Source organism: Oleiphilus sp. HI0123 (genome assembly GCF_001635315.1).
In genome coordinates this window covers 1-2,378 of record NZ_LWGE01001747.1, presented here as the reverse complement: position 1 = coordinate 2,378, position 2,378 = coordinate 1, and the positions used below count along the sequence as shown (strand labels likewise).

General features: G+C 38.7%; 2 protein-coding genes. One reads left to right on the top strand and one right to left on the bottom strand.

Annotated elements, in window-relative coordinates; all coding sequences use genetic code 11:
* Window positions 1-172: 172 nt before the first annotated feature.
* Window positions 173-1,513 carry a site-specific DNA-methyltransferase gene (locus A3761_RS23625; protein WP_068553649.1) on the bottom strand — a complete coding sequence of 447 codons (1,341 nt, stop codon included), beginning with the start codon at window positions 1,511-1,513 and terminating at the stop codon, window positions 173-175.
* A gap of 439 nt (window positions 1,514-1,952) precedes the next feature.
* Between A3761_RS23625 and A3761_RS23615 the strand changes: the two genes are divergently transcribed.
* Window positions 1,953-2,378 (top strand): hypothetical protein (locus A3761_RS23615; RefSeq protein ID WP_197473209.1); only part of this gene is annotated, 426 nt, incomplete at its 3' end.

Below are 2,378 nucleotides of genomic sequence, written 5' to 3'. Positions count from 1 at the left end.
TATTTTTATCAGATGGCCCCGGTTTGACGCATCGAGATACTTGGGAAGAAGCCTGTATTCTTGATGGCAAGCTAAGTGATAGAGTGCGAGTGTCTACTTTAAAGTTAGCAGATGATAGAATAACTGAGCAATGGCTAAGAAATTAAATGTGCAGCTTACGCTGCACATTTAATTATATTTTTGCTAGTAATTTAACTTCTTTATGGTGTTTTTCTAAGACATCGGAATCAACATAGAAATTAAACTCTGTCCTGAAGTTTTCTGGTAGCGGGGCTTGATCAGAACTAAACATATCATTTGTTCGATCAGCCTCCTTTCCATTTACGTAATCTCCCATTTCCTCCAACCCATGCCGCAACCTCTTCAAGGTTGCCTCAGCAGCAGTGAAGGATTGATCAATTCCGATCCATTTTCTACCTAACTCATTCGCTGCATGAATGGTAGTACCAGACCCATTAAACGGATCGAGAACAATGTCACCCTCATTGCTAGATGCGTTAATAACCATCTTAAGCATGTCTAGGTTTTTTTCTGTTGGGTACCCTGTAATTTTGATGCTTTGATGGTGAGCGTCTCGATATTGATCCCAATAATCTGTAAGTGGACGTTGCTTGTTTTGTGGCAAATACACTTTCCGCCTAGGGTTTCCATTTTTCGACCAGTGAATTTCGCCGTTAGCATCTAAAGCGTCCAATTTTGCAGGGGTTAGTTGCCAATGCTTCCCTTTTGGAGGATTCATTCCTTTCCAAGGTTTTCCCGTTTCCCCATTTCTCACGCCTGGTGCGTGTATTGGTACCAGCTTATACCGTCCTTTTTCATCCTTTTTTGTATATTCTTTATTAATCCACTCTTCTGTTGCTGGCACACTTGGTTGATTCCATATATAAGTGTCAGTTTTAGAGTAAAACAATATGTAATCATTCAAATTAGGGTATTGGTTTTTTGTATAATTTTTGGAGCTGCATTTCTTTCTAACAATCATGTTTCTGAAGTTGTTTTCGCCAAATACTTCATCCATAACCAACTTTAAATGAAAAAGCATTTGATGACCTATGTGCACATAGATAGAACCGTCATCTGTAAGTAACTCACGCATTAATATTAGACGCCTTCTCATGAATTCAATCCATGAGGCTGTACCAAAAACGTCTTTATAAGCGTGCTTCAGTGCTCTTGACTGAAAGTCTTTTCCAGTACCATATGGAGGGTCTAAATAAATCAAGGAAACCTTACCGCTATGGCATTCGAGCAGCTTTTTAAGACCATAAAAATTATCTGCAAGTAAAAAGGCATTTACGTCTATATCTTCTATGGGCGAAACTTTGCCTTTACCATCAATAGAGGAATACTCATGATCTACATCACTAAATATTTCATCTTTGGAAAGCTTATTTGGATAATTTAACTCAAAACCATCTTTATTTGAGGGTAATGGAAAAGGCTCGCTCTTAGCAGAGTCCGCAAGAAGTGCATCTTCCCCCAACTTTTCGCCTTTCACTATGCCTGTAGCCATGCCGTGCCTCGAAAACTTATACTTTTATCTACCATAGCACAGCTCCTTACAATACACAACTTGTGTAAGTTGTGTATTTTGCATAATTTACTTAACAGTGCTAACCTTCTGAAAAAAACGAGACACTCTTGTGAGCCAAGCAAAATTCAAAAGATTTAATTTTAGCCTTACTGAACCTGTCAGTAAGGATATCGACGAGATCAGTTTACTCCCCCGAGACTTTAAGTGCAGCAGAAGTGATGTTTTGAAGGCTGCCATATTATCTTTTAAAAAACTATCGAAAGCAGAGCAAATTGAAATATTAAGAAAGGTTTGTGTTGATAGTGAAAATGCCTAACAAGGCGCTGCTGTCGGACAAGTTTTCCGCTGCGCTCCAAATTTGCCGCAGAGCGCGGCGTTAAATTTTTTACAAAAAACAGAGACGAGGAGGTCTCAAAAAATGACGAAAACAATAGTAGCTTTATCGGTTCTCACGCTCGCTGGGTGTGCATCATTTACACCTACAAAGGAGCGTTTTGAAGGCTATAAAATATATGATATTAAAGCAGAGGTGTCATCTTCAATAACGATGAAACTGTCCAATAGTCTCAAGGAAGCAATGCAAGAAAACGCTGATAATGTAAAGTTTGAAAACAACTTACCACCTGCAACTCTACCAGATGATGTTGGTCGTTTTGAGCTAGTAAATCCATTTGAAAATGCAAAAGGTTTTGCTGCTTTAGCAGGTGCATCAATGAGAGTGCCAACTTGCAAAGATGCAGTTATTCAAGCAACTTCAAATGACAATTTTGCCGGCGCAGAAAACACCACTTTCTTTACATGCTTAATGCCTTACAAAGAAGGTTACAAAATGAATGTGTATTAT

Excerpts from the sequence above, each read along its gene's own strand:
- A3761_RS23625 (WP_068553649.1), bottom strand. The coding sequence starts at position 1,513 with ATGGCTACAGGCATAGTGAAAGGCGAAAAGTTGGGGGAAGATGCACTT.